Origin of the sequence: Collinsella aerofaciens, assembly GCF_015552075.1 — a bacterium.
GTDB lineage: Bacteria > Actinomycetota > Coriobacteriia > Coriobacteriales > Coriobacteriaceae > Collinsella > Collinsella aerofaciens_Y.
Genome location: NZ_JADNDZ010000097.1, coordinates 1 through 18,796 on the forward strand (window position 1 = coordinate 1; position 18,796 = coordinate 18,796).

Sequence of the window (18,796 nt, forward strand, 5' to 3'; positions counted from 1 at the left end):
TTCCCGCCACTCATCTTCGCAGGAGAAAAAACAACGAGAAGCTACTGTATCGGAATAAGCGGTTCAGCGCATTGCTGTCACCATTGTGGAGGTGTTCGTTCTTCTGATTACCGTCTGCGAAGCTTATTGCTACGTTCGCCGAAACCATTCTAGAAATATGGTGAACTAGACATCTTGGTTTGTTATACACAATATTGAGGTTTTTCTGCACTCAAAGGGAGGTAGTCGTGAAGCATATTCATCCGATTAATCCAGGAAGTGGCGACGAGGCAGGCGTGAAGCCGATGTCTTTTGACTGCCTCTTGGGCATTACTGACATCTGTACTGTTTATGATAAAGCAGATGGCTGTGGTGCATACGATTACTGCGACTATGACATGGATGGCGGCAGCATCTGCGTTGTAGATCACTGTGGCATTGATCAAACGTAGTCTCTAATTGGATTAAGGTGAGGAGCTGTTATGAAGCATATCCATCCTGTTGGTTCAAATGAACATCCTCCCGTTGAGCCTTGTTGTCTTGGAGTTGATATATGCAATTTTTACGACATCGCCGAGTGCCCTGTTGCGGATTGGTGCTATGTCGATAAAGAATCAAGCTGTGTTTTGCCAGCAGATTGGTGCGATCCAGTTGACGAGTAGTTTTGTGGCTAGGAACTATTTGGTCCAATTCAGAATAAGATGGGAACAAATACCAAAATCTCGTGTCTGGGAGGAGGAGTTATGCCATTATTGCAAGGTCTCGTTGGATTAGCCTTTATACTTGCGTTATATCTGGCACCTTTTTTAATTCTATTCTTCATTATCCGACTCTTTCTTCGGAGAAAATAGGAGTGTCACGCAAACATTAGCGTAGCTTTCTTCCAATATGAGCCGAGCATTGGCAAGTGGAATAAGAAGCCCGACCGTTCGCCACATGAAAGTGATCGGACGGGCTTCTCTATTTAACCCGGGCCGCCACCCATAGCGGCTTTCCAAGCGTATTCTCAGTGCAAAGCAATCGTCAGTTTAATCCTATGCGCTGATACCGCATTTCATTTGTTCGGCTCGAATTCTACGGCCTGGCAACCCTCGCACTCTCCGGCAAATGGATTGAACGCGAAGGCAGAGATGATGTGTGCGTGGACATCGAGGCTGCTGTAGGCAACATACTGGGACATGGACCCCCGCTGCGCGTGGTATGCGGCCCGGCATATTCATTGCCGTCCAACCCCGTGTAGTTGCAGCAAAGGGTGGAACCTCAATGCTCAGCTCATGTTGTCCGTGGGACACGAGAATCGTAAGTACACTTTGGTGCGATTCTCACGCTGATACTGAGCCACCTGGAATAAGATACGTCGCGACAACACTTCGCTTCACCTCTGTCTCGACAAGATGACGTAGACTAAAGTTTCCTTTAGTAAGAGAACGAGAACTATATCTGAAAGCGTTGCGATGGCGTGAAGGCACCGAGTCCGAACCGCCTGAATGCTACGTGCATCTGCATCGCCTTTTTGTTATCTCTGCCAGTTGGGTAGCACTACACTTGTCATCATTTACCCTGGTACATGCTGCCTAAATCCACTACCCCTTCTACCGCGCCGACCATCTCGTCATCGTGAGAGACAACGATGATCAGCTGGCTTTGCTTGTTGCGCTTAACATAGGCCGCAAGCTCGGCGCGGCTTACAGCGTCTAACCCAGTCGTGGGCTCGTCGAGTACCAAAACTGACGACTTGCGTGAAATCGCCGACCATAAGTACACTCGGCGCAGCTCACCGCCCGAAAGCGCGGAGCAACGTTTCCCGAGCAACTCCTTCACGCTGTTTTCCAGCGAAAGTAGGCCATCTACACCCCGGTGATAGGAAGAAAAGGGCGTGTCGAAATACTCTAACAGCTCTTTCACCGTTTCGTCCGGCGCGAAGCACGACTGTGGGCAGCACGATATCTCTCTCGCACGTATGTAATCCAAGTCGCATTCTTCGATTGGCACGCCGTTGTATTTTACTTTGCCTTTCGATGAGTATAGTCCGAGCATCAAGTAAAGAAGTGACGTCTTGCCTCTTCCGTTTTCCCCAACTATGCAATATGTACCAGGACCGGAAAACTTGAAAGAAAACCCGCCGAGGACCTCTCGGACAGATCCGTCTGGAAGGGCAACCGAGAATTCCAAATCAGATACCGAAATGTCATTTATTTCATCGAGTTTAGCTAAATCGGTCCGATTCCACCCCGATCTCTCCTTTTCTCTCGTCGCGATAGCCGTCCTATCCCATGATGCTTTGGCATCTTGATAGGATTTGAACAATGACATCATACTTTTCAAAGTCTTAAAGAGAACCGCGAAGTATGTACCGATGATAGTGTACTCGCCTATTGACATAGTTCCGTTAATGATTCGTACTCCGGAAACAACAAGTATCACCGCTTGAAACAACGCTGCGAAAAGACCATCGAGCGATGTCAGAGAATATGATAGCTTTCCGGAGCGCAAAACTTTGGGAAAATAGCTCTTAAACCCAGCGTCGAGCGCTTGTTCGCTCTTGCCGTACGAAGATGTCAGTTGAATGTTGAGAATCTGATTAAGCTGCGATGCAATTGCGGCGTAAAAGGCGCTGTCCGCCTCTTTCTTCTCATACGTGACCCTATACAAAAGTTTCCTCAACCCAGTAATTACACAGAAATACACGATGAGGAGAATGATGGAAAACACCGCGAGAGTTGAATCAATTGACCATATGATAAGCAATACGATGGGAATGGCTACAACGGACAGCGGCGCACTGATAAAATTCGCCAAAACGAAAGATGAGACCACGCTGGAGTCGGAAATAATCCGTTGCGTTGTATAGGCTGGATCGATGGTCCGACTCACCAAGTAATCGTCTCTTTCAAAACGCAAGACGGCCTCCCTGAGAAGATCAAAGGAAAGTCTCGTGGTTATGCGAATGGAAAGTGTTCCTGCAAAATAAGTAAAGAGGGTGGAGAAAACTCCTATTGACGCAACCAGGAGCGCGAAGAGTACGGCGTCTCTTTCGCTGCGGTTACCGAGAAGAAAATCTAAGAATTTCCCGTTCACGTATGGCATGGCATAGGAGAGAGCGGTTCCAATCACCGTGATAGCAATGAAGACGAAAGCCCCTTTTGCTCTGATGAACCTCGAGAGAACGCATCGAATCAAGGAAGGCCCCAATCTACCCGCCACAAAACATCAATCACTGATACCTTACACCTCAACACAACAGGAGCGAAGATTTGCCAATGAGACTGCTTTAAGATTGCCTTGGGCCAATACGATCTCAAGCTCTTCCTACAAGAGAGTCGGAATCGGACATCTCCTCCGACGAACCTGGCAATCGGGCGGTTGAAATATCTTTTTCAACCGCCCGATTGCCACAATAGATTTGAGCATCCGCCCACAAACGTCCGCGTTTTATACCCATCAAATCCTTTGCCTTTTGTCGTCTAGACTAGAAAAATCGCTCGAAATAACGCAACCGGCCTGCTCGCTTGAAGAAACCTAAGCCCGTAACGTAGATGTGCAAACTTCCGAAACGCCTTGCGCGGCATAGTGCGTATAAACTTCGTCAACCGCCTCAGAAATATCTGAGTATCGCGCCGGGTCAAAAGCATACGATGTCGCAGCTATACCCTGCACCCATTCGGAACGCGGATTAATTGAATAGCCACACAGCATCATCATACATGCATCTAGACCTGATTTCCCAAGTATCCGACGTATTGATGAGAGCATCGCGGGTCGCCCCTGCACCATCGTCGTCACCCCTATTAGCAGTATTTACCGTTTTTCTCTAAATGCGTATCGCCACCCTTAAGAATACGAAGTGTTTTATCCAGACCCGATTGTCCTCCATCTCAAACGAAGGGATAAGGAATCTCATCCGGAATCGGCAGTAACGGAGGATTCACAACGACAAGCGAAAAACATGAGTCATCTCTCAGAGGGGAGTAAAGGCTCCCCTCAAGCACCCTAGTTTCGTCATCCAAAGAGTTGATGGCAGTGTTTTTCTTACAAAGGTCGACAACAAAAGGGTTGATTTCTACAGATGTTACATCCATGCCACAGTTGGTAAGTATCAGGCCCTGTATTCTGGGGCCAGAACACAAATCGAGAGCCTTCCGTGCGCTCTGCGGTGTAAGGCGCCAATCTCAGCAAATCTGTCCCACAATACTGCGCTGAAGAACAAGACGGAACCCCTGAGCCAAACTCCCCTATACCTTATTAAGGCTAAGACAGGCAAGTTCACGCACCCGGCATATTCCAGAATAACATCCTATTGTTTTAGATGCTCTACAAGCATGAACAGCCGCGAATCGGAAAGATCTTCTAGTTTCGCCCCGACTGACCGCCAAGGGCCAAAATGGCCCCTCCATCCCCGGGCGACTGGCTCTGGCGCGCCAAGGAGTGTCCCCAAGTGCCGGCAGAAAAGGAACGTCCCTAACTGCCGGCTAGAGGGCACCGAAGAGGATGGCGTAGGTAGTGGATTCGCCGAGCTTGAGCTCGTCGCCGGGATTGAGTTGGGCGGAACGGCCGGGCTCGACCTGAATGCAGACGCGCGTGGCCCCGTTTACCACCACGGTTCCGTTGGTGGACGACAAGTCCTCGACGTGCCAGATATTTTGAGCATCGCACCAGATATGGGCATGGCGGGCCGAGACATCGTCGCCGACGTCGGTAATATCGCCCTCACCAGTGGCCAGCGCGCCGATCTCAACACCCTGCTCACTCGGCTGAATCCAGCGCGGGGCGCTCACGACAAAACTGTTTTGTACGCGCAGCAAGCCCAAGGGGTGCGCCGGGGCGGGTTCGCGTTCGCCCGCGGTCATCGACATGCCAAGCGAACGCGGCGTGGAGGTGCCTCCGCCACAGGTCGCGTGCGCGTAGTCGATGGCATAGTTCACCGAGGACCGCACATCCGCCGAACAACCGACGGCGACAAACAGCACCAGCACGGCCTCGGCGCGCTCGGCGGGCATGAGTTCCGCCGCCTGGGACAGGCGATCGAGCGCGTTGCGATAGAGATTCGTGTCCTGGTGGCACTCTTCGAGCGCGCGTACCATCGGTTCACCTGCAGGACCGCACACCATATTGATCACAGCCGTGGAGTCCATGGGATTGCGCTGGCGCAGGGCCAGTTGCGACATAATACGCGCAGCCGAGGTACCGTATTCGGCAAAGTAGCGCTGCTGAAGCGTGCCGACCGGCGCGCGAACGATAAAGCGGGAAACCCAAGAGCGATCGGCGGCTCGGCTCTGCGGGCTGCGGCCGTCGGCGAGCGGACGGGACGAAAGCACCAAGCCGCACAGCTCGATATGGCTCAGATGCACTGCGCGCTTAAAGATGTCAAACATGGCCCCGCATGGGGTGAGCTCAACTTGAGATGCCATGACCTAGGCCTCCTTGGTCGTAGAAATAGAATCGGACGATACTTCGACAGGTCCGCCAAAAGTACGGGCAGCTGCGGCTCCACCGGCAAGCGGAGTCGCCATCTGGGCTTTTGTGCGTCGCGGTGCCGAAACGGGAAGTTCAAAGGCAAAGCCCATCGCAAGCAAAAACCACGTAAGCGTATAGGTTGCAACCAGAGCGGCAACAAGGCCGCCCATCACGGCACGTTGGGAAAATACGCTACATGCAGCCACAACCAGCACCGGAACCTCGCAGGCAGAAAGCGCAAGCACACCCTGCAGGAAGCCCGAGCGCCGATCACGCGCAAGTGCCCCCGCGGCAACGCCGGCTATGCCGGGCAGCGCCAACGCCAGTGCGGCAATAATACCCGGTAGCGACCCAGACCACACGAGCGATCCCAAAGTCGCCGTCACGCGAGCGCCCGACGCCAGCAGCGCGGCCGAAACCACGACCACAGCCCAAACCACGCCACAGACGACCGTCGCGCCGACCATCAGCGCGCGACGAACCGCGCGGCCGGACGCATCCATGGGGCACGGCGTGAGCGGCTCGCCGCGGAGCGAACGACCGACATTTTGCGCATAGTGGTCACAAAACGCCGAGAGCGCCGCCTCGACCGCCGCCGGCTCGGGACGATCTTTTTGATGGCTGGACAGACAGGCTGTCACCACGTCGAACAGCTGGGCATCGACAAACGCCAGCGCATCGCGTAGCTCCTCGGAATCCGGCTCAAGCCCCAGCTGCTGGGCCTGCTCGGCCGCGGCGAGCGCCACATCGGGCTCACGACGAAGCAGCTGAGTCAAATCGCAACCGGGCGCATGGGCACCAATGGGATAGCCGGGCCGCGTGTCCATCTTGAGACGGTAGGGGCTCGCGATGTCGCGCGTCTTTTTGCGCGAACCCGAGGCACCCGAAGTGCTCGGCGCGGCTTCGTATGGCGCGACGCCGGCAATGAGCTCGTAAACCGTGCTTGCCGCGGCATAGACGTCAATCGCCGGCGACATACGCAAAGCGCGCAGGTCGGGAATATCGTCGGTGAGCATCTCGGGCGGAGCGTAGGCCACCGTCGCGCGACGCAGCGTGGCATAGCGCTCCGTAAACGACGCCTTGCCGCCGGTACCGGCCACGGCCGACGCAGGCTCAAGCGCCAGCGACGAGCCAAAGTCGATCAGGCACAGGTCAAAGGTGCCCTCGGCAAGCTGCCGGTCAAGCGGTAGACGCGCCGTACGCACCATAATATTAGCGGGCGAGATATCGCGATGGACAAAGCCCTCGCCCACCAGACTCATACGGCAGAGCAGATCGAACAGGTCGCGACCCAGACGCGCCGCCACAAGCGGCGACAGGCGTCCGGCATCGTCCACGGCAAGTCGCGAACGCAAGCGGGCAAGCGTCTCGCCCTCGACCCATTCCATGACAATTGCAGGCACACCGTCGACCTCGCCCCAGCCATAGAGGCGGGGAAAGCCCTTAAGGCCCGAAAGGGCACGATGACATTCGTATTCCTCGCGAAACGCTGCCTTGAACTTGGCGACCAGCGCCTCGTGAGCGGCATCGTCGTCGAACTCATCGCGCGCCGGCAAGATGAGCTGCTTGAGCGCCACGGCCTCGCCTTGGGCGTTGACGGCACGCGTCACGCGGCCGATACCGCCACGGCGCATGGTGGCATCGTCGGCAAACAGCATCGTAAAACGACGCAGATAGGCAGGCAGTTCGTCCTGACCGAGCGCAATGGCTGGCTCAAACCCGTCGACACGCGCCAGGCGCAGGCCGACCATGGGATCGCGACCGAGTGATTGTGGTGTGGTGGATACAAGATCGGTCATCATAGGACAAGCGCCGCCACGTTATTGTTGAAGTTACCGAGCGCGACGTCATCATCGCCGTAATGACCGACCCATTGACATAGGTTGGTGTAACAGCCCCACAGATTGGCATACTGCTGATACCACTTTGACCGGGGCGAGAATGTCTGACGACCGAACTCGGCTCGAATGACAAACATCTCCCCGACCAGGCTGTCGCACGGCCTGGGATCTCCCGTAGAGTTATAGGTCGAGACCACGTCATTGGCACGAGAAACGTAACTGTCGAGCATGTTGTACTTGGTCACAAGCCAACTGTGAATGCTCTCTTCCTCAGCAGCGGAAACGCCACCGGAGTTTGCATCGTTGTCAGTGTTGCCGCCCGTCGAGCCGCCGTTTCCAGACCCTCCGGTAGAGGAACCCGACCCAGAGCCGCCGCCCGAACTCGATGAATCCGAGCCAGAGCCAGAAGTATCCGAGCTACCGGGCTTTCCGGACTGCTGGGCGTCCTGCTCCTTCTGCTGCTCGACCTTATTCACCGTTGCCGCCACGCTATTGTTGGACAACCGATCGATGATCTTGGTGTTGGTGAGCACGATGGTTTTGCCATTGGCAAGCGTGACTTCGTTGTCCGGGGCCTCGGCGCCGTCCGCATCGTCGGTGCCAAACACAATATGCCCGACCACACTTGCCCAAGCATATCCAGTCGTGGTGCCCAGATCGCTTTTGACCTCATGCCCCACGCGCGGTTCGCGTGCGGCATGCGCCTGCATCATGGACGGCACGGTCATGCCATAGGCAGAAACGCCAGCTATGACCAGCACCAGCGAGCACGATAGCAGTGCGTACGCCCGCGGCGCCAAGCCCAGTCGGCGTCGTATGCGCACCGCGGCGCCGCGCTTTGTCTGAGTGCCACCGGGCCGCATGCGTTCTCCTCCAACAAAAACACGCCGCTCGGGAGCGGCGCATTCATTCGAATCCATATTTGAGTGTATCAGCGAACCAAAAAGGTTGCGCAACGAATGGACAAATTAAGGATGCGAGCGGAAGCATCCATGCGATAAGCGGATACGAAGCATCTTTGTTGCACAACAAACTCACAGTCGCACGGGGAAATTATGACTACCCCGTGCGTCGCGAGGAAAACATACGGCAGGAGCAGGCTCGCCACCTAAATCGCGCGGCGGGCCTCGATGGCGCGGCCAAGCGTAAGCTCGTCGGCATACTCCAAGTCGCCGCCCACGGGAAGGCCGCTTGCCAGACGCGACACCTCGACGCCCAACGGCTTGATGGTACGGGCCAGATAGCTCGCCGTGGTCTCGCCCTCAATATTGGGGTTGGTGGCGATGATGACCTCGTGGATGTCCTCGTGGCCCAAGCGTGCCAGCAGCTCTCGAATGTGCAGCTGCTCGGGGCCAATCTTGTCCATGGGACTGATCACGCCGCCCAATACGTGGTAGAGGCCGTGGTAGCTGCCCGTGCGCTCAATCGCCTGGACATCGCGCGGCTCGCCCACCACGCAAATGCGAGTGGTATCGCGCATCGGGTCCTGGCAGATGGAGCACTCGTCGGCCGTGGCGTAGTTAAAGCAGCGGCTGCAAAAGTGGATCTCCTGCTTGACCTCCAGGATGGCCTCGGCCAGGCGGCGCGCCTCCTCGGCATCGGCCTCGAGCAGGTAATAGGCGATACGCTGGGCCGACTTGGGACCAATGCCCGGCAGACGGCCCAGCTCATCGAGCAGTTTTTGCAGACTGTGATTCGCACTCATGTATATGCGTGTCTTAGAACGGCATGCCCGGGATGTTGAGGCCGCCGGTGATGGCGCCCATCTGCTTGTTGGCGAGCTCGTTGACGCCGCGGACGGCCTCGTTGACGGCAGCCATGATCATGTCCTGCAGCATGTCGACGTCCTCGGGATCGAGCGCATCGGGGTCAATAGTGAGGTTGACGAGCTCCATCTCGCCGTTAACGGTCACCTTGACCATGCCGCCGCCGGCAGAGGCGTCGACGGTCTGGGACTTGAGGTTCTCCTGCGCGGCGGCAAGCTGCTCCTGCATCTTGCGAGCCTGCTTCATCATCTGCTGCATGTTCATACCGGCCATGATGGCTCCTTTACGTGCGGCCGCGCGACAAGCTGCAAGGGCAGCCGAGACGCGGCGGGACTTTCAAACTCAAAAATCGTACCACGGCGCGGGGCAAGCAAGCGGGGCGGACGTGTTCCCTCAGTCGATATACATGTCCTGGAGTGCAAGCCGCGCCCAAAGATTATGCAAAGTTGAATAATTCGCATCTGCATGATATTGAAAGCTAAATCTTGTAGAGCCGGAATCCGGCATTTTCTGCATCCAGCTAGATAACAAAATGCCGAACCGCTGCTCGAGGCGGCGCTCATGATGGCAGGGTATAATTTGATTGTCACAGACAGCAATTTGGAGGTGCCCCATGAATGCCCCCGACGTGCTCCAAAACATCCGCTCAAAATACCCCGTTGCATATGTGGTTCTCTATCTCTTTGTCGGCTGGGCATTGCTGGTTGTCATCACCCATGCCATAGCCTTTGGAGCAGAACTGCTGATAGCCAGCTCGGACCAGCCCGTCGTCAAATGGGAGACGACCGATGAGTGCACCGACGGAACTCGAACCATTTACTACAACAGCCCGTCCCTCTACCAAGAGTTCAAGGTCAAGATAAAGGACTCCAAGATTGTCGATGCCGAACTAGGCGCTTTCTTGACAATCGGAGCAACCGTCAACGCCGAGCAAGTCGAGCACACAGACAGCCATGCGACGTATCGTATCGACCTCAGCATCCTAGGCCGACCGTCACGTACCTGTCTGCTCGAATGCGAGATACGCGGCACCGCGTTGCACATGTCCGAAATACAGATGCGCCCGGGCAAAGAGATCTCTTCTTGAGCAGTATACCCGCCTGCGCAGCTACTCCACCGGCTTGAAGATGGTGGCCTGGCCAAAGACGCTGCGGATGAGGGCCTTGGCCTCGTCCTCGGTCTGCGGGATGCTCGGGGCTGCGCCCTGATGGCCGAAGGGGCTGCCCGCACCGGGGTTGGACTCCCAGGGAGCTGCAGGAGCGCCCTCCTCTTTGGGGGCAGTTGCAGCGGACTTGGGCGCGGACGCCGCACCCGGCACGTCGAACGGAGGCAGATCGTCCCCGCTCGCATCGACAGCGAAGCCGCCGACCATAGCGTCGTCGTAGGGCACCTGCTCGGATTCCCACGGCGCGGACTGCGCGACAGGCTGAGCCTTGGGGGCAGCCGAGCGCTCGGGCGCACGAGGTGCGGGCTCGGTCGGGAGCTTACCCGTGGCAGGAGCGCCGGCGGGGTTGTCGGAGCGTAGCCAGGGGGCTTTGCCCAGGTCAGACGACTTGGGCGCGGGCGAGACGGGCTTGGGCGCGGGTGTCGGAGCAGCCGGTTTGGGCGCCGCGGGCTTAGGCGCCGACGGGGTCGATGCCGCTACCGGTGCCGTTTGCTGCTGCGACGCGCTGGCGCTCGAGGATGCAGGGGGCACCGAGGACACGGGTTGCGGGTCCGCAGATACCGCAGCCCGTGCAGATGGAGAATGCTCCTCATGTTGAGGAGCCGGCGTGCCACCCCCATCCAGGACATAGTCGACGGTGCGACGACCGAAAACCGCGCAGACCGTCGGCAGGACCACCGACTGCGTATCGGCGCGACCGAGCATCTTAATGGCAAAAGTCGAACCCGCGGGGAACGAGACCGTGAGCTTGGAGCCGTCGTCGGCCGTGGCGCGGGCGTTGAGCAAAAGCCCTGCGTAGGAAGCCTGACGCGCCTTGACGCGCTCGACAACCTCGGCCCATTTGCGCTGCAGCTCTCCGGCATCCTCGACCGCGGGCGTCTCGGCAGCACCGGCGGCGGCAACCTGGGCGGCATTGTTGGACTGGGGCTTAGGTGCCGGAGCGGTGGCAGGCGCGGGGGCCGCAACGGGCTGAGGCGCAGGCGCTGCAGGCTTGGAGGCTGACACGGACGCAGAACGGGGCGCAGGCTGGGCAGTCGGAACAGCAGCTCCGCGGTCCCAAGGCATGCCACCCTGGCGCGCGGACGTAGCAGCAGGGGCAGCGGATGCCGCCGGAGCGGCAGCACGGGCGCCCGAAATGAGCGTCGGCTGTTGGGCAGCAGCGGGTACGGATGCTGCAGGCGCGGCGGCCTGAGCAGCAGCCACGCTCGCCGGCACGGCGCCGTTGGCAACCATGGCCTCCAGACGTGCCACGCGCTCGGCCAATGCCTCAATCGTTAAATCAGCCTCGGGACGCGCCAGACGCGTGCAGGCAATCTCGAGCACCAGGCGCACGTCGCTCGCGCCCCTCATCTCCAGTGCGGCATCGTCGAGCACCGTCAGCACGCGGGCCAGGCGGTCGGCAGGATGCTCGCCAAAGGCAGCAGCCTCGGCAGCAAGCGCCTCGGCCTGCTCCGAGCCGCCCTCAAACAGCTCGGCACGGGCACCGGCAACGCAGGCAACGTACACGTCACGCACATGCGCCACCAGGTCGCGCGTCAGCTCAAGCAGGTCATTGCCCTCCTCGACCTGCACACGAATCAGTCCATAGAGCTCGGCAACATCGCGATCGGCAATGGCGCGGGAAAACTCGCCCAGGATCTGGTCCGAAACCTCGCCCAAAAGCGAGCGGGCGTCGTCCGCATGCACAGAACCGTTGCCAAAGACGCTCAGCTGCTCCAGCGTGGACAGCGCGTCGCGCATGCCGCCCTTGGCATGGCGCGCCACGATAGCCAGCGCCTCGTCGTCGTAATCGAAGCCCTCCTGCTCGCACACGTATGCCAAGCGATACTCGATATCCTCGTTGCCGATGCGATGGAAATCGAAACGCTGGCAGCGCGAGAGGATGGTCTCCAGAATCTTTTGCGGGTCGGTGGTGCACAGCACAAAGATCACGTGTGCCGGCGGCTCCTCAAGCGTCTTGAGCAGCGCGTTGAACGCCGCCGTCGTGAGCATGTGGACCTCGTCGATGATATAGATCTTGTACTTGCCGCGCACCGGGGCAAAGTTGACGGAGTTGATGATCTCCTCGCGCACGTTGTCCACGCCGGTACGGCTTGCGGCATCGAGCTCGTAGACATCCGGGTGGTTGCCCTCGGCGATGAGCTCGCACTCCTCGCAAGTACCGTCGGGCAAGCAGCCGCTTGCACCCTCGGCGCGCGCCGCCTCGGCATTGCGACACAGCAGCGCCTTGGCCAGAATGCGCGCCATGGTGGTCTTGCCCGTGCCGCGCGGTCCGCAGAATAGGTACGCGTGGGACAGGCGCCCCTCGGTGATGGCGTGCTCGAGCGTCGAGACGATATGCTGCTGGCCCACCACGGAGTCGAAGGTGAGCGGGCGATACTTTCGGTACAACGATTCCATGGGTGCTCCCCCGGGTATACTGAGTCTTGTTGCCGCGACGGCCATGCGGTCGCACGGCATACTGCATTCATAATAACCCGTACGGCGAGCCCGCCGCGATAGGAGTCCAAAGAGCATGGCAGACGCAGAGAGCAACCTCGTTCCCTCCGAAGCAGCCGACCAGGTCGAGGTCGCGCTCGAGGAGCAGGCCGCAGCCGACGACGGCATCCTGTACCTCAACGAGTACCAGTACGAAAACGACCTGGTCACCGACTTTGCGCGCCTGGTCGCCTCGCCCAGGCGCCGTGGCTCGCTGTATGTCGCCGCCGCGATTGCCGCGCTCATCGGCATCGGCATGCTGGTGGCCGGCGGCAACTGGATCAAGTTTGGCGTCGTGCTGATCGTATTCGGCGCCTTTTTGGCCTGGTGGAGCAAAAACCTGCACCACACCCTCGCCCGCGACTTTATCGACGCCGTCGAGGCCGACGAGTCCATGGGTGGCCGCTATCGCCGCGTCGCCGCCAACGAAGACGGCCTGATGGTTTGGGGCAAGAGCGGCAAGTCGCAGTTCTTCCCGTTTGACAAGCTCGACCACGTGCTCGACGGCGAGCGCATCTTTGTGGCCATGTTCGCCGACCAGGGCGTGACGATCCCCAAGGACACCTTCGTCCGTGGCGATGCCGAACAGTTCGGCCCCTTCCTTAAGGCGCGCATCAACAAAAAACTCCGCATCGAGACCAAGAAGAAGAAAATGAAGGCCGAGAAGGCCGCCGCCGAGGCCAAGCAGAGCGACAAGCCCCAGGAGGCCAAGGGCAGGCAGCGCAAGCAGAAGAAGAACAAGAAGAAGCGCTAGGCCGGACGCAGGGTCCAGATCCCAGACGGAGCTTAAATTGAATGTCGCCCGCCCGAGCGTGCTACACTAGCAGCATCTATGCCACCGCGAACGGCTCGGCCCCGCGCCCGCCGCTCGCAAACGAACTTTAAACGCACGAGGGTTGGCCATGCCGCTTTTCTCGCAACATACCGCCCGGTTCTCGCCGGACGTTCCTTTGGAGGGCACCAGCTCTCGCGAGCTGCTCAAGCGGTACCAGCCGCTCGAGACACTTGCGACCGGCGGTTTTGGCTCCATCGAGATCTGCCGCGACACGCACCTGCGCCGCCGCGTCGCCATTAAACGCATCCCCCTTATCAACGGTGCCGGCATGCCCGCCAGCGACATCATGGATGTCCTGCGCGAGGCGCACACTGCCGCCATGCTTCAACATCCCAACATCGTGCAGGTCATCGACTTTACGCACGACACAGCCTATGCCTACCTGGTCATGGAATATGTCGATGGCATGTCGCTGGCCGAGTTTTTGCATCGCGTAGACGGCCACTCCCTTACCTTTGACGAGGCCGCGGCCATTGCCGATGCCTTGGGCCAGGCGCTCACCTTCGCCCATAGTAATGGCGTACTCCACCTGGACATTAAGCCCGCCAACGTGCTCATCGACCACTCGGGCAATGTAAAGCTCACCGACTTTGGCATGGCGCGACTGTCGTCTGCCGGTGGCTTTGGCGGCTCACGCGGCGGCACCATCGGCTACATGCCGCCCGAGCAGCTCGATATCGAGACCGGCACGGTCGACGAGCGCGCCGATGTCTTTGCCCTCGCCTGTGTGATCTACGAGGGCCTGTGCGGCAGCGCTCCCTTTATGGCGGCCACGCCCGCCGACTCGCTCGGCCGCATCGTCGGCGGCGCCACCTATCCCAGCGAGCTGATACCACACTTTCCCCCGGGAGCCGAGGCCGCGCTCATGAGCGCGCTCTCCCCCATGCCGCAGGACCGCCCCAACAGCATCGAGGCATTTTGCGACCAGCTCCTTGCCGGTCTGGGCAGCGTGCGCGAGGGCCGTCGCAGCCTAGAGCAAATGGTTGGCGAACTTTCGGATGACGAGCAGGAGCTCGACGGTATCGAGCCGTCGCACTACGAGGACGACGCCATCGAGGTCGACCCCGCACTCGGCTGGGCGGGCACGCGCTGGAGCCATGCGCGCGACTACACCATGCACGCTATCTCGGCGCTAACGTGTGGCACCTTTAGCTTTTTGCTGATGCAAACGGCCGGAGTCGCGGCGCTTCCCGGCCTGGTCATTGCGGCTATCGCGATCGGAGCGGCGGCTGGCCTGGCCCCCCAGATTGGCTCGGCCATCTCGGCTGTGGGCTTTTTGGTGCTCATGGCCAACGCCACCATGCAGGCACAGGGCATCCTGTCGATGTTGCCCGTCGCGGTGATCTTTGCCGCCGCCATGTCCGGTTGGTGGATCGCCTGGGGTCGCACCGAGGCTGCCGCGAGCGCCGCGCTCACCTGTGCACTCGCGCTTGGCTGTCTGACCGGCAATACCTTCCTGGCAGCTGGGGTCACCGCCGGCGTCGCGTCATTTTGGCTCGGCCCGGCAAGCGCCGCAGCGGCAACGGGCATGGGCGCGCTTTTTGCCCGTCTGGCCACGGTCGCGCTTTCAGCCGGAGGCGTACTGGGGCTCGGTAACGTTGCCGCAGCGCTGGGAGACCCACTCCTTTGGGCTGCCTTTGTGCTGGTCGCGGCAACTGCCGCAGCGTCATCTGCGCTGCTCAATGCCCATGCCAAGCGTGCCGATCAGGGCTCAAACCTTGCCGCAATCGCCGCCATCGCTGTCACCGGCATCGGCTGCGCAGCGGCGTCCTGTCTTGCACACCATATGGAAATTGCCGGCCTTGCAGCCGCGGTCGTCGCCAAGGCGGCGGTTGCGGGAACCCTATCCTCTATAATCGTTGGGATATGCCTATATTTGCTCGGATACCAAAGAACCTATACGGAGAGTGATCTTTCGTGAACTTCCTGAACATCTTCGAGGACCACGTGGCCGGCATCTTCGGTGCCACCCGTGCCCCGTTCTCCTTTAAGAAGCTTGCCAAGCAGGCCGCTCGCGACATGGAGGATCAGACTCTGGTGATCAACGGCGTCAACACGGCGCCGGCACTCTATACCATCCTTATCGCCGCCGACGACGATCCCATGCTCGCCCCGTTCTACCCCGAGCTTTCGCGCGAGGTCCGCGAGTTTGTGAAGGCGCAGGCCGAAAAGCGCCGCTATGTCTTTGTCGGCGAGCCCCTCGTGCGCTTTATGATCGATCCGCAGCTGCGCGCCGGCAAGTTCTCGGTCTTTGCCGAGAACGTCGATGCCCCCACGCTCGGCCGCCTGTACGAAGAAGAGCGCGCCTATCAAAACGGCCTGGGCCAGAACAACTCCGCGGCAAGCCGTGCCGCCAGCGCCCCGCGCGCCGGCCAGCAGCAGTTTGCTGCCCCGCAGCAGCAGCGCCCCGCCGCCATGCCCCAGCAGCAGCCGACGCCTCGCGCCGCCGCTCCCGACCCGCTTGCCGTGGCAGACCCCTTCGCGCCTAGCGTCCCCGACCCCGCCGCCGCACCCATCCCGGTGCCTCAGACCGTCTCGCGCGACGCGCTTGCCGGCATGGGCGGAGCCGCCGCGACCGGTGCCGCCGTGGGCCTAGGCGCCGCAGCCGGCATCGCCTCCAACATGGCGAGCACTCGCGCCCCGCAGCGCCCGCTCGCCCAGCTCGTCGACGTCGTGAGCGGCGAGAGCCATAGCATCACCTCCGCACAGGTGACCATCGGTCGCGAGCGCTCAGTTTCCGACATTGCCCTGCGCGACCCCAACGTGTCGCGCCGCCACGCCCAGCTCACCTTTACGGGCTCGGATTGGTCGATCGAGGACCTCAATTCCACCAACGGCACGCTCGTCAACAACCGCCGCATTACGCGCTGCCCGCTGCGCAACGGCGATCTGCTGACGTTTGGCCTGAGTACCTTTGAATTTAGGGGATAGTCGCTTATGAACATCGATATCGTCCTTTTTGCAGGCCGCATCGTCCTGGTCGCCCTGCTCTATATCTTCCTGTTCGCCGTCATGAAGACCGGCGTGGGACTGGTGCGCGGGCAGCGCCGCGACTCGGCTATCTGGACGATTGATGTGGACAAGGGTCCGCGCGGTATCCGCGGCATCCACGTAGACATGCTCGGCCCCGTCATCGTCGGTCGCTCGCCATCTTCGGACATCTGCATCAACGAACCGTTCGTCTCGGCCTCGCATGCGCGCTTTTCGCTGCAGGGCCCGGCACTCATCATCGAGGACCTCAACTCGCTTAACGGCACGCTCGTCAACGGCCGCCAGCTCGTGGAGCCCGCGACGCTGCGCGAGGGCGACGAAGTCCAGATTGGCGACGTGGTCATGAAGGTGAACCGTCGATGATCGACGAGGAGAACAAGTCCGCAACTATGACCGAGGCGCCGGCTGCCGCCGCAGCTGCGCCGGCCCACGCCGCTCCGGCGGACTCCACACCCGTGGAGCCCGAGGACACCGTGTTCTCCCTGCCTCTTTCGCATGTAACGCATGATATTTCGGATCTCGCCGATAACGAGGACGAAGAGGATGCCGCAGCGGCGCCCATCGGCGCACATGCTGCGGAACAGCCCACAGCGCCCGAAGCAGCCCCGGCGCCGGCCCACTTTGCAGAGCCCGTCGCCGCGGCAATCAACGAGAGCGCTGCGGTGTTTGCGGCACCCGAGCCCGCCGCGCCGGCGTTTCCCATAGCCCCGGCATCCGAGGTTGCGCCCGCGTCTACGCCGGCGTCCGAGGCGGGGACATCCCCCGAGGACGGCCCTGCACCCGCAAGCGAGTCCGATGCCGTGGCCGAGCCCGCCGCCCAGTCGCAAAGCACGCCCGCGCCGTCGCACTTTTCGACGCCCGAGCCTATAGACGTCAGCCCGCAAGACGACGAGTCGACCGCCCGCATGTCCGAGGAGCCCGACTCCCCGGACACCGGTGATTCCGAATCAAACGCCGAGACCGACACCGTCTCTCCCGGTGACACCGCCGAGATCGACGTTGCTGCCGTTGAGGCCAAGCTCAAAGACCCCGGCTCGACCATGAGCTTTGAGCCCCTGACCGAGGAGCGCGTCGAGACCGACTCGACCTATGATGCCGGTACCACCACGCAACTCATGTGGGGCGCCCGCTCCGACGTTGGCTGCGTGCGCCCGCACAATGAGGATTCCTACCTGGTGCAGTCGCCGCTCTTTTGCGTATGCGACGGCATGGGCGGTCACGCCGCCGGCGAGGTAGCCTCTTCCATCGCCGTCGAGACTATTGCCAAGACGGCCCCGCAGTCCGCCGACGCAGCGCGCCTGGCCGCAGCCGTCGAGGCAGCCAACGCCGCCGTAATCGAGGCGGCCCTGAACGGCCTGGGCAAGCCCGGCATGGGCTGCACAGCCACCTGCGCCTATATCGAAAACGACACGCTCGCCATCGCCCACGTGGGCGACTCGCGCGCCTACCTGCTCCACGAGGGCACGCTCATCCGCGTGACCCGCGACCACTCCTATGTGGAAGAACTCGTGGACGCCGGCGAGATTACGGCAGACGAGGCTCGCGTCCACCCCAACCGTTCGGTCATCACCCGTGCGCTGGGCTCGGACCCCGCCATGTATGCCGACCACTTCACTCTGCATATCGAGGAAGGCGACCGCCTGATCCTGTGCTCCGACGGCCTTTCGAGCATGATTCCCGATAGCGATATCGAGAACATCGCCACGCAGTCCTCAACCGCGCAAATCTGCGTCGACAACCTAGTGGACGCGGCGCTTGCCGCCGGCGGCCACGACAACGTGACCGTAGTAGTCGTTGACCTGGTTGACGATGGCGTTATGCGCGAGGCGCAACGCGTGCGTCGCCGCAACATTACTATCGCCGCCATCCTGGCCCTCGTCTTTGTGCTGGCAGCTGGCATCTGGGCCTACACGGGTGTCACCGGCTCATACTACCTGGGTACCTACCAGGGCAATGTCGCCGTCTGGCGCGGCCTGCCCGGCAAGCCGCTCGGACTCAAGCTCCACTGGCTCGAGAGCGAAACCAGCATTAAGCTGTCCGACCTGCCCGAAGACACGCAAAACCGCCTCAAGGCGGGCATTCCGCAAACAAGTGTCGACGATGCGCAGGACACGATATCCAAGTACCGCCACCAGATCGACGAGGAGCAGACCCGCCAGGTGATCGACGCGCAAACGATTCGCGACAACACCAATCAGGGATCGACCTCCGAATCAGATTCCGAGAAAACCGCCGAACAGTCCGCCGAGGCCGAAGCCTCCGATAAGAACTAGAAAGGGAGTGCCGC

The 18,796-nt window shown here is 60.2% G+C and carries 15 protein-coding genes and 1 pseudogene; 8 read left to right on the plus strand and 8 right to left on the minus strand.

Annotated elements, in window-relative coordinates; translation table 11 throughout:
- Positions 1-227 precede the first annotated feature (227 nt).
- Together I2D41_RS07440 and I2D41_RS07445 are read left to right on the plus strand one after the other, a co-directional pair.
- A complete protein-coding gene (locus tag I2D41_RS07440; RefSeq protein WP_124785779.1) occupies positions 228-431 on the plus strand; it encodes a hypothetical protein in 204 nt (67 codons plus the stop codon).
- Between the two features lie 30 nt (positions 432-461).
- Positions 462-641 (plus strand): hypothetical protein, encoded by a 180-nt coding sequence (locus I2D41_RS07445; protein WP_147324165.1) that lies wholly within the window; start codon positions 462-464, stop codon positions 639-641.
- 889 nt (positions 642-1,530) lie between these two features.
- Here I2D41_RS07445 and I2D41_RS07450 read toward each other — a convergent pair.
- From I2D41_RS07450 to I2D41_RS07480, 7 genes and pseudogenes are all read right to left on the minus strand, one after another.
- A complete protein-coding gene (locus tag I2D41_RS07450; RefSeq protein ID WP_195364093.1) occupies positions 1,531-3,159 on the minus strand; it encodes an ATP-binding cassette domain-containing protein in 1,629 nt (542 codons plus the stop codon).
- Between the two features lie 695 nt (positions 3,160-3,854).
- Positions 3,855-4,121: pseudogene (locus tag I2D41_RS10235) on the minus strand (methyltransferase); the annotation flags it as partial.
- 327 nt (positions 4,122-4,448) lie between these two features.
- Positions 4,449-5,387: an FHA domain-containing protein gene (locus I2D41_RS07460; RefSeq protein ID WP_195364094.1), complete on the minus strand. Its 939-nt coding sequence runs from the start codon at positions 5,385-5,387 to the stop codon at positions 4,449-4,451.
- A 3-nt stretch (positions 5,388-5,390) separates the two neighbouring features.
- Positions 5,391-7,235 carry a serine/threonine protein kinase gene (locus I2D41_RS07465; RefSeq protein WP_195364095.1) on the minus strand — a complete coding sequence of 615 codons (1,845 nt, stop codon included), beginning with the start codon at positions 7,233-7,235 and terminating at the stop codon, positions 5,391-5,393.
- Entirely contained in the window at positions 7,232-8,137 is a 906-nt protein-coding gene (locus I2D41_RS07470) for a hypothetical protein (protein WP_195364096.1), read from the minus strand. The genes I2D41_RS07465 and I2D41_RS07470 overlap by 4 nt, the downstream gene beginning before the upstream one ends.
- A 245-nt stretch (positions 8,138-8,382) precedes the next feature.
- On the minus strand, positions 8,383-8,979 hold the full coding sequence (recR, locus tag I2D41_RS07475) for a recombination mediator RecR (RefSeq protein ID WP_195364097.1): 597 nt from the start codon (positions 8,977-8,979) through the stop codon (positions 8,383-8,385).
- A 13-nt stretch (positions 8,980-8,992) separates the two neighbouring features.
- Positions 8,993-9,313: a YbaB/EbfC family nucleoid-associated protein gene (locus tag I2D41_RS07480; protein WP_006235174.1), complete on the minus strand. Its 321-nt coding sequence runs from the start codon at positions 9,311-9,313 to the stop codon at positions 8,993-8,995.
- Positions 9,314-9,653: 340 nt separating this feature from the next.
- Here I2D41_RS07480 and I2D41_RS07485 point away from each other — a divergent pair, with 340 nt between their 5' ends.
- Positions 9,654-10,127: a hypothetical protein gene (locus I2D41_RS07485; protein ID WP_195364098.1), complete on the plus strand. Its 474-nt coding sequence runs from the start codon at positions 9,654-9,656 to the stop codon at positions 10,125-10,127.
- A 21-nt stretch (positions 10,128-10,148) separates the two neighbouring features.
- Here the strand turns inward: I2D41_RS07485 and dnaX are convergent, their stop codons facing one another.
- The gene (gene dnaX, locus I2D41_RS07490; protein WP_195364099.1) at positions 10,149-12,605 is read right to left on the minus strand and encodes a DNA polymerase III subunit gamma/tau; all 2,457 of its coding nucleotides are present in this window, start codon (positions 12,603-12,605) and stop codon (positions 10,149-10,151) included.
- A gap of 115 nt (positions 12,606-12,720) precedes the next feature.
- Here dnaX and I2D41_RS07495 point away from each other — a divergent pair, with 115 nt between their 5' ends.
- The 5 genes from I2D41_RS07495 to I2D41_RS07515 all read left to right on the plus strand — a co-directional run bounded on the left by I2D41_RS07495 (position 12,721) and on the right by I2D41_RS07515 (position 18,782).
- Entirely contained in the window at positions 12,721-13,437 is a 717-nt protein-coding gene (locus tag I2D41_RS07495; RefSeq protein ID WP_055285297.1) for a hypothetical protein, read from the plus strand.
- Positions 13,438-13,585: 148 nt separating this feature from the next.
- Positions 13,586-15,439, plus strand: coding sequence for a serine/threonine-protein kinase (locus I2D41_RS07500; protein WP_195364100.1), 1,854 nt, complete (start codon positions 13,586-13,588; stop codon positions 15,437-15,439).
- Positions 15,436-16,449 carry an FhaA domain-containing protein gene (locus I2D41_RS07505; RefSeq protein ID WP_035136732.1) on the plus strand — a complete coding sequence of 338 codons (1,014 nt, stop codon included), beginning with the start codon at positions 15,436-15,438 and terminating at the stop codon, positions 16,447-16,449. The genes I2D41_RS07500 and I2D41_RS07505 overlap by 4 nt, the downstream gene beginning before the upstream one ends.
- A gap of 6 nt (positions 16,450-16,455) precedes the next feature.
- Positions 16,456-16,872 carry an FHA domain-containing protein gene (locus tag I2D41_RS07510; RefSeq protein WP_006235180.1) on the plus strand — a complete coding sequence of 139 codons (417 nt, stop codon included), beginning with the start codon at positions 16,456-16,458 and terminating at the stop codon, positions 16,870-16,872.
- Positions 16,869-18,782 carry a Stp1/IreP family PP2C-type Ser/Thr phosphatase gene (locus I2D41_RS07515; protein WP_195364101.1) on the plus strand — a complete coding sequence of 638 codons (1,914 nt, stop codon included), beginning with the start codon at positions 16,869-16,871 and terminating at the stop codon, positions 18,780-18,782. Before I2D41_RS07510 ends, I2D41_RS07515 begins: the two co-directional genes overlap by 4 nt.
- The last annotated feature ends 14 nt before the right edge of the window (positions 18,783-18,796 follow it).

Excerpts from the sequence above, each read along its gene's own strand:
- I2D41_RS07445 (WP_147324165.1), top strand. The coding sequence starts at position 462 with ATGAAGCATATCCATCCTGTTGGTTCAAATGAACATCCTCCCGTTGAG.
- I2D41_RS07460 (WP_195364094.1), bottom strand. The coding sequence starts at position 5,387 with ATGGCATCTCAAGTTGAGCTCACCCCATGCGGGGCCATGTTTGACATC.
- I2D41_RS07465 (WP_195364095.1), bottom strand. The coding sequence starts at position 7,235 with ATGATGACCGATCTTGTATCCACCACACCACAATCACTCGGTCGCGAT.
- I2D41_RS07470 (WP_195364096.1), bottom strand. The coding sequence starts at position 8,137 with ATGCGGCCCGGTGGCACTCAGACAAAGCGCGGCGCCGCGGTGCGCATA.
- recR (WP_195364097.1), bottom strand. The coding sequence starts at position 8,979 with ATGAGTGCGAATCACAGTCTGCAAAAACTGCTCGATGAGCTGGGCCGT.
- I2D41_RS07480 (WP_006235174.1), bottom strand. The coding sequence starts at position 9,313 with ATGGCCGGTATGAACATGCAGCAGATGATGAAGCAGGCTCGCAAGATG.
- I2D41_RS07485 (WP_195364098.1), top strand. The coding sequence starts at position 9,654 with ATGAATGCCCCCGACGTGCTCCAAAACATCCGCTCAAAATACCCCGTT.
- dnaX (WP_195364099.1), bottom strand. The coding sequence starts at position 12,605 with ATGGAATCGTTGTACCGAAAGTATCGCCCGCTCACCTTCGACTCCGTG.
- I2D41_RS07495 (WP_055285297.1), top strand. The coding sequence starts at position 12,721 with ATGGCAGACGCAGAGAGCAACCTCGTTCCCTCCGAAGCAGCCGACCAG.
- I2D41_RS07500 (WP_195364100.1), top strand. The coding sequence starts at position 13,586 with ATGCCGCTTTTCTCGCAACATACCGCCCGGTTCTCGCCGGACGTTCCT.
- I2D41_RS07510 (WP_006235180.1), top strand. The coding sequence starts at position 16,456 with ATGAACATCGATATCGTCCTTTTTGCAGGCCGCATCGTCCTGGTCGCC.
- I2D41_RS07515 (WP_195364101.1), top strand. The coding sequence starts at position 16,869 with ATGATCGACGAGGAGAACAAGTCCGCAACTATGACCGAGGCGCCGGCT.